Annotated in this window: 6 protein-coding genes; 3 read left to right on the top strand and 3 right to left on the bottom strand. The window is 41.2% G+C overall.

From position 1 onward, the window contains the following. Window positions 1-192: 192 nt before the first annotated feature. Complete coding sequence (locus tag WMZ97_RS06815) at window positions 193-978, top strand: HAD family hydrolase (RefSeq protein ID WP_343271334.1); 786 nt, start codon at window positions 193-195, stop codon at window positions 976-978. A 171-nt stretch (window positions 979-1,149) separates the two neighbouring features. Here the strand turns inward: WMZ97_RS06815 and WMZ97_RS06810 are convergent, their stop codons facing one another. From WMZ97_RS06810 to WMZ97_RS06800, 3 genes are all read right to left on the bottom strand, one after another. Then, window positions 1,150-1,776: an SAM-dependent methyltransferase gene (locus WMZ97_RS06810; RefSeq protein ID WP_343271333.1), complete on the bottom strand. Its 627-nt coding sequence runs from the start codon at window positions 1,774-1,776 to the stop codon at window positions 1,150-1,152. Between the two features lie 116 nt (window positions 1,777-1,892). Beyond that, window positions 1,893-2,171 (bottom strand): YwqI/YxiC family protein, encoded by a 279-nt coding sequence (locus WMZ97_RS06805; protein ID WP_343271332.1) that lies wholly within the window; start codon window positions 2,169-2,171, stop codon window positions 1,893-1,895. 3 nt (window positions 2,172-2,174) lie between these two features. After that, window positions 2,175-2,582, bottom strand: coding sequence for a YwqH-like family protein (locus WMZ97_RS06800; protein WP_343271331.1), 408 nt, complete (start codon window positions 2,580-2,582; stop codon window positions 2,175-2,177). A 269-nt stretch (window positions 2,583-2,851) separates the two neighbouring features. Between WMZ97_RS06800 and WMZ97_RS06795 the strand changes: the two genes are divergently transcribed. Next, window positions 2,852-5,854, top strand: coding sequence for an EAL domain-containing protein (locus tag WMZ97_RS06795; RefSeq protein WP_343271330.1), 3,003 nt, complete (start codon window positions 2,852-2,854; stop codon window positions 5,852-5,854). An 81-nt stretch (window positions 5,855-5,935) separates the two neighbouring features. Further along, a complete protein-coding gene (locus WMZ97_RS06790; protein WP_343271329.1) occupies window positions 5,936-7,603 on the top strand; it encodes a sensor domain-containing protein in 1,668 nt (555 codons plus the stop codon). Window positions 7,604-7,947 lie beyond the last annotated feature (344 nt).

Here is a 7,947-nt window from a genome sequence, read left to right as displayed (position 1 = left end):
ACATTTTATGATAGAGTGCCTTTTCTTTTTTGGCTAGAATATCGCTCAAATACCCTCGAGAAATATTTTACACTTACCAATGACGGGGGAACTATCGGATAGCACTCTAGCATCCCGTCCTTCCCCCCTTCTCCCACCAAATATGTTAAACTCATCATAGAATAACTTACTCACAAGCAAAAGGAGACCACCATGCCATACAAAATACTTTTCCTCGACATCGACGGAACCATACTAAAACCAGACCATACTTATACAAGCTCAACCAAGGATGCTATTAACCAACTTCAAGAAAATGGAATTGAAGTTTTTCTGGCAACTGGCCGTCCAATTCATGAGATTGCTGAATTGGCTGATGAACTTAGAATTACCTCGTTTATTGGCTATAACGGGGCCCATGCCATCTACCAAAAAGAATCGATTATTGATGAACCGATGAATCCGGACACGGTTGCAGCGTTTTTGCAAATTACAGCCGAACATGGCCAGGAGATTGTATTCTATACAGACGAAAAGAATTATTTCACGGCATTGGATACACCTGAAGTAAATCAATTCATCGAGACGTTTCAAATGAAGAAAAATGAATACTTTACACCTGACATTATGGATAAGGTTCTTGGTGCAACGATAATTAACATGAAATCAGAAGCCATTGTGCATTACGATATCGATGCAACGATTCATCTTTCTCAAGTAAACATAACCGGTGTCGAACATTGCTACGACATCATTCGTAAAACGGTAAACAAAGGGGAAGCAATCAAGCGCGTACTAAATCGTTTAGATATGCCGAAAGAACGTGCCATTGCCTTTGGAGATGGAATGAACGACAAGGAAATGCTCCAAGCAGTTGGGGAAGGCTTTGCAATGGGAAATGCGAATCCGGATCTGTTACAATATGCCAATCGAAAGACAACTTCAGTCGAAGATTCCGGGATTTTTAACGGGTTGAAAGAATTGGGATTAGTGAATTAGTATAGGAAAAGCCGGAACTGTATTGTTTCGGTTTTTCCTATTTTTGTGTGATCGATACTGCTACACCGTTCATCAACTAGTCGAAAAAGCCCGTCATTTGTTAGAAGAAAAAATATTGCCTGTCGATATTTCCCGGGAAATAGTATGATTAGTTGTCGAATCTATCAACGTTCACTCCAACCCATAAACCAAAAACCGCTCCCGCGAATCCTGCTCAATCAACCCTGGCACCACTACTTCCCGCTTCAATGTAAATATTGTATCACTTCCCAAAAAGTTCTCATATTCCACATTTGGATAATACAAAATCAAATCAACTTTCCGTTTCACATCTTCAACAGATGCCAAAATATGATAAACGACCTGCTGGAAAATAGTCACCGAAAACGGATTAAAAAAGTAAAAATGCGTATCCTCAGGAGTAATTCGGTAATCCTCCGCCAGGCAATCAAGGAATTGAATGGTACACCCGCGATTTTTCGCATACTGTAAATAGCTGCGTAAATTTGCCTTTGCTTCGTCTAACAAGACCTGATCCATTTCGATTCCTTTTACAGCCACTCGGTGATAATGATGCAAATAAAAACTCAAACGCCCCTTGCCACAGCCAAAATCAACGACTTGACTTCCATACCTTAATTCATATTCGGCAAACAATGCTTCCAGTGCGGTATAGGGAGTTGGCTCGTATGGATTATGATGCAACGAATCCGGATAGGTGATGATATTAGCTTGTCCTGTTTGCACATGTAATGATTTGTCGTAATAGTATTCCTTCAGTGGTATGGCCTTTTTCACAAAATTCCTCCCTGAATTGCGATTATCCCCCATCTGAATTTTCCTAAGGTATCAAAAAAGAAGCAAATCCTTCATCCGGACGTGCCTCTCCTGCTTTGATAATGCACCAGTAAGCCTCAATCAAATAACTGTATTTCTTGAGCTGCTTGTTCATCGGTTGCCTTCATCGATTCTACCGAGCGGCTTGCTGCATCATTATTATTCATTAATAATGTTTGATACGACGTTAAAATATCATCCAGTTCCTGATTAATGCCGTTTAATGTATCAATCATATCAAGCTGGCCAGCGTGGATTGGTGGGATACTGACTGGTTCCAGCTCCTGAGCGGTTGTTTGCAAGTCGATCATGACCTGTTCCACATTGGCAAAATCTATTTTGATTTGTGTATTCATGTCTTATTCAGCCCCCCTGTTTGCTGCTCGTAAATCACTTAATCGCGTATTCTTAGCCACATATTCACGCTGTAAGTCACCAATAGATACCCTGATTTCTTCCATTTTATCCGCTAATTGGCTAATGATATGCTCGAACTGTCGCTGTACGATCGATTGGTAGCTCTCCTGCAAGTCCTGATGTCGAAAATCCTGGAATTGGCTCGCCTGTTGGCCATTCCATGTATGTACGGTCAGTTCTGGTTCAAAGCAATACCGCTGATTGATTTGAAACTCTTCCTGATAATTTTCCACCTGTTTAAAGGTCGTCTTCAATCGTTCCAAATCATCCCGTTTTTGAATAAGCTGCTGATTCGTGGAATAAGTGGCACTTTGTAGGGTTGTGATTTGATTATCAATACCGTAAACCATTTGTTCACCTCTAGTCTTCACACGCTGGGAAATAACTCATCTAATTATACATTATATGGTATTATCACCCTAGTCAATAGGGGCAAAAAGAACTGTTTTTTAATTGCTATAAATAGGTAATAAGTCGCTTACTGTGTTTTCACTAAATGCAACATCAAAACAGTAAAAACCTCTTTCACAAACAGGTCTTTTATACTATACTGATGTTACGTAAACATTACATTTGAAGCGAAACTGTAACATCAATAACGCAGAAGGGGAGAAATTTAATGACGAATTCCACTCCTAAACGAACAAATTTTTTAAGACAGCTATTCCAAAAAACGAAGGATGACTCGCATACAGGCAGATGTGGTGAACAGAATCTGCTTCCAAATGAATCGGTCCTATTAAACTATTATCAATCATTAGCAATGAATCACCCGGACTTAATTCTGGTGTTGTCACCAGAAGGAGAAATCTTATCGCAAAACCGAAGCAGTATTAACGAGCTACTAGGTTTTCCTGTACATAAAAAATTGATATTTAACAAACTGGTCGCAACAGACATCTACAACAAACTGGCAACAACGTTTTATCAAGCACTCGCAGGAAATACTGAAAGACACGACATTAAAATAAAACATCGACAGGGTCACATGCTTCAGCTTGTCTTAACCTTTATCCCAATTACCGTAGCAAAACAAACAACAGAAGGCGTTTATCTCATTATCAAAAACATAACGGAATATAAACAAGTCGTCCAAGCACTGGAAGTAAGCGAACAGCATTTGTGCCATGCCCAGCAAATAGCTAATATCGGCAGCTGGGAGTATGTGATTGACGATAATCAGTTGATTTGTTCGGATAATTTCTATCGCTTATTTGGCATTCAACGAACCGAGCATATGCCAATGGAAAAGCCATTTGAATTGGTACACCCTGACGATTATGAACAAACATGGAACCTTGTTAACCAGGCAACTGACATTGGAACAAGTTATGCGACATCGTTTCGCTTTTACCATGGCCAAACAAAGGAATTGCGCCATATGAAAGTCCAAGCAGATACAACATGGAAAGACAACAAGCCATTTAAACTGGTTGGGGTGATTAGAGACGATACCAATGAACGACAAAACGAAAACAAATTAAACGATACCATCCATCGTTTTCGCTATATTTTCGATCATCTAGAGGCCGCAGTTTGGCTGAAAGATGTCGTACCTGATGCACACACTTTCATTTCAAAAGGGACCGAGCAGATTTATCAGTATCCGCTACAGCGTTTATACGATGACCCGACCTTTTGGGAAGCGTCCATTCACGAGGAAGATCGTGCAGAAGTACAACGCAAGCAGCAATTATTGGCCCGAGGTAAAGTGCTAAATCATGAATACCGGATCCATTGTGGTGATGGGTCAATCAAATGGGTGTATGATCAGACCGTACCCTGGATGAATCAAGTTGACGAGCTTGTGAGTATATTTGGGGTGCAAATTGACATTACAGACCAAATGAAACTCCGAGAACAGCTCGATTATCACGCTACCAACGATCCATTGACATCTTTGCCTAACCAGCGCAGTCTTTATCATAAACTGGACAAGTTGTGCGATCAACAACGACCAGGTACGTTCGCATTATTGTATTTAGATTTGGACAATTTCACCCAAATCAATCATGCCTTAGGATACCAAACTGGTGATGAAGCATTAATCCAGGTTACCAATAGATTACAAGCAATGATGCCAAATAACAGCTTTTTATCCAGGGTTAGCGGGAATGATTTTGTTATCATTATCCAAAACTACCCCAGTGAGAAAGATATCATTGATTTTGCGGAATCCATTATCAACCATGTGAGTGCATCGTTGGACGTAAAAGGATACGAGTTACACATCACAGCAAGCATTGGCATTAGCTTCTTTCCGAAAAACGGAGATGACAAACTAACCGTAATGGAAAGTGCCTACTCCGCGCTTTACCAGGCAAAACAGCTGGGTAAAAATAATTTTCAGCTCTATTCGTTTACCAAAGATATCTCGTCGTATAAACGATATTTACTGGAAAAGGATTTGCGGCAAGCCATTAAGCTGGAGGAATTTGAATTATACTACCAGCCTAAAGTAAATACGAAGACTGGCTTCATCGAAGGAGCTGAAGCGTTAATCCGCTGGCATCATGATGAATGGGGCTTGGTTTCGCCAGGTGAGTTCATCCCGATAGCAGAGGAAAATCACCTGATTCAGGAATTGGGTGATTGGGTGATCAAAACCGTATGCCGGCAATTACGGGAGTGGAAGGATAGAGATTATACGCTGCGTCCCATTTCCATTAACATCTCGCCCATCCGTTTTTTGAAAAAAGGATTGGCGGAAACAATTCAACATTACTTGGAACACTTCCAGATCCCTGCAAAATATTTGGAATTGGAAATTACAGAAGGATTTCTATTAAAAACAGAGCAACGTGTGCTTACCACGTTGGCAGAATTAAGAGAAATGGGCGTATCCATTGCCATTGATGACTTTGGAACTGGATTTGCATCCTTAGAATATCTGCACGAGTTTCAAGCAGATACACTAAAAATTGATCGGCTCTTTATTAACCACACACACGAAGCCAATCATAAAGACGCAGCTATTGTTGCAGCTGTATTGCATTTGGCAAAAGGATTGGGCATGAAGACGGTCGCTGAAGGTGTCGAGGAGTATGGCCAATATGAATTTCTGCTGCAGAAAGAATGTGATGTCATTCAGGGGTTTCTTTTTTCCAAACCTGTACGAGTAACCGAATTTGAACAAATGATGCAGGCTGGCACCCTGAAACCATTGAAACGAAAACTTTCGCAGCAGTCGGAAGTGGAACGCAGAGAGTATTTCCGCTTTACATTTCCTTATTATCTGAAAGCAAAAATGCGAATTACAGAAGTGAATCATAAAAAGGTCAACCTTGGCTATGCAGCTATTTTAATTGAAAATATTAGTCTTGGTGGCATTAAAATACTGTCACCGTTAAGGCTACCAGTCAATACCGCTATTACATTCAACTTTCAACTCTCACTGATGAATGCGTTATTTGATGTCGATGGAAAACTCCTTTGGAAGAACGAAGGAAAAGCAGACACATTCTTTTATGGCATAGCCTTAACGATGGGTGAGAAAGATAAAAATCGACTCGCGGGTATATTGAATAAAATGACTGTTTTAAAGAAGTTGAACCAGGAAATACCAGATACCAACTTTCTAAAAGAAAACCCATATGCCTATTTACACAATCATCCATTGTAAGACTTGATATCGATTTGAGACTGCTGAAATAGGGTAAGCATGCGTATAGAACTACTTATAACAATATGAGGAAGATGGTCGATGCATCATTCAGAAAAAATATTTCAAAAAGTATTGATGGACGGAATGCAAGACATGGTTTTCGTCATTCGTATTGATGAAAAAAACATGTTTTACTATCACTTTATGAATCGTGCTGCCATGGAACGAACAGGATTGACAAAGCATGTATTAGGACAAAGCCTGCAAGCGGTAAATTCAGCGGAAACCGCTACACGAATGATACGGGAATATGAAAAAGTGATGAAAACGCGCGCCTCGGTGACGTATGAAGATTCCTATGTTTCATCATCTGGGGAAAAATATTATTCGCAAACGGAACTAACCCCACTGTTTCATTCGAATGGCACATGTGACATGATTGTTGCCGTGGTGAAAGACATATCTGACCAAAAACGGGCCGAACTTGGCTTAAAAGAAACAGACGGGAAATTGGAAGAAAGCACACAGATGTATCATTCCTTGTTTGAATACAATTCGGATGGCATCTATACACTGGATCTTACAGGGCAAGTGATAACAGGGAACCGCATCTCCCAAATGATTACCGGCTATACGCCACAGGAACTCGCCGGGACATCCTTTTTTTCCCTTATCAGCCTTGAAGATCAGGCAACAGTACAGCATCACTTATACCAGGCAATCACAGGTGATGCACAAAACTTTCAAGTCACCGGACTCAGCAAATCTGGCAGAGAAATGCAGGTAACCCTAAAGTTCTCACCAATCGTCATCAACAAAGAAATCACAGGTCTTTTTATCATAATGAAAGATGTCACGGAACGGGTTAATCTAATAGAAAAATTTAAGGAAAGTGAAAACCGCTTCCGGATTATTGCGGAAAATTCATCTGATTTAATCACATTGGTTGATGCGCATGGGATGATCGTCTATCTATCACCCTCCTGCCTGGATGTGCTGGGGTTTCCTTACTCGAATTATGTTGAAAGACACTTTACGTATAATGTCCATCCCGATGATATTGAGAAATTGAAACACTCCTTTCACATGTCAATCAAACGTAAACAGCATTGGATTCGAGAATTCAGGCAAAAACATCAAATGCGCGGATGGATATGGTCAGAATTGCATGGAACCCCAGTATTTGATGATCAAGACAGATTTATTCACATGGTCGTTGTTACCAGAGATATTTCATTACGAAAAGAATATGAGGCCGAACTGGAGCATTTCGCCTACCATGATCCATTAACAAGATTGCCAAACCGCCGACTACTCAAAAAAAGGTTAAACAAAGCCCTAAAAGAATGCCGTTTGAACGATGATGGACTGGCCATTATCATGATGGATATTGATTATTTCAAACACATTAATGATCAAATGGGACACGATATAGGAGATGAAGTCATTACAGAGTTCGGCAAGCGTGTACGTCAATGTATCCGAAAAAATGATCTGGTTGCCCGACTTGGCGGGGATGAATTTGTAATCCTCCTGCCACAGCTCACGTCACCAAATGTTGCCGAATCCATTGCCAAAGACATCCAAAAGGCGATGCAGGAGCCATGGTCCATCGGTGACTATAAACTAAATGTAACAGCAAGTTTCGGAATTGCCATATTTTTCAGGCAAGACACAAGCCCCTATGCCATGTTAAAAAACGCCGACCTCGCCCTATACCGCGCCAAACAATCCGGTCGGAACAGCTATAAAATAAATGAAGTCTAAGGCGGGCGGGAACGCGGCGTCGGTTCGAGATTATTCAAAAAGTGAAATTAACCCGCTCTTCCCCTGTTTCAGCGTGGCTCTGACCCGTTTTGGTGCAACTCCCGCCCGTTTTGTGCAAAGTCTCGATCGTTCAGAACGCTTCCTCGAGCGCTCGACTCCTTTCCTCGATCGCTCAGCCTACTTTCCCGAGTGCTCGACTCCTTTCCTCGATCGCTCAGCCCACTTTCCCGAGCGCTCAACCCCTGTCCTCGATCGCTCAGCCCACTTTCTCGAAATCCTTCCACACCAGGCTCGATCACTTCCCACTCCTTCTTGCTTGGTCCTCTCCCACGCCTCATTACTCC

Origin of the sequence: Lentibacillus songyuanensis, from assembly GCF_039548255.1 — a bacterium.
Lineage (GTDB): Bacteria > Bacillota > Bacilli > Bacillales > Amphibacillaceae > Lentibacillus_C > Lentibacillus_C songyuanensis.
Note: the sequence above shows the minus strand (reverse complement) of the source record. Positions and strands in the feature narration are given on the sequence as shown.